Source organism: Vallitalea sediminicola, from assembly GCF_054408565.1.
In genome coordinates, this window is record NZ_BTPT01000455.1 from 1 (window position 1) to 286 (window position 286).

General features: G+C 31.8%; 1 pseudogene. It reads left to right on the forward strand.

Annotated features, from left to right (window positions below):
- A pseudogene (locus tag ACX6CF_RS27410) lies at nucleotides 1-190 on the forward strand (gfo/Idh/MocA family oxidoreductase); the annotation flags it as partial.
- Nucleotides 191-286: the final 96 nt, after the last annotated feature.

A 286-nucleotide genomic window follows, 5' to 3' on the forward strand; every position in this document is an offset into this window, starting at 1 on the left:
AAATAAAAAATATACTGACAATAGCAGAGGATTAGGTATATCAGATATGGCAAATAGCATCATAGATAACCATGAACATAGAGCCAACGGAGATTTAATATACCATGTTCTAGATATAATGCACGCTTTCCACGATTCATCTAATACAGGTAAACATATTACCCTACAAAGTTCCTACGAAATCCATTAAAACGAATTAAACATTTATAGGCTAAAGCTACTCTTTTAACTGTCTTAAGCGTGGCAAAACATAAATAAACCATAGATAGTGATAATACTCTCGTTA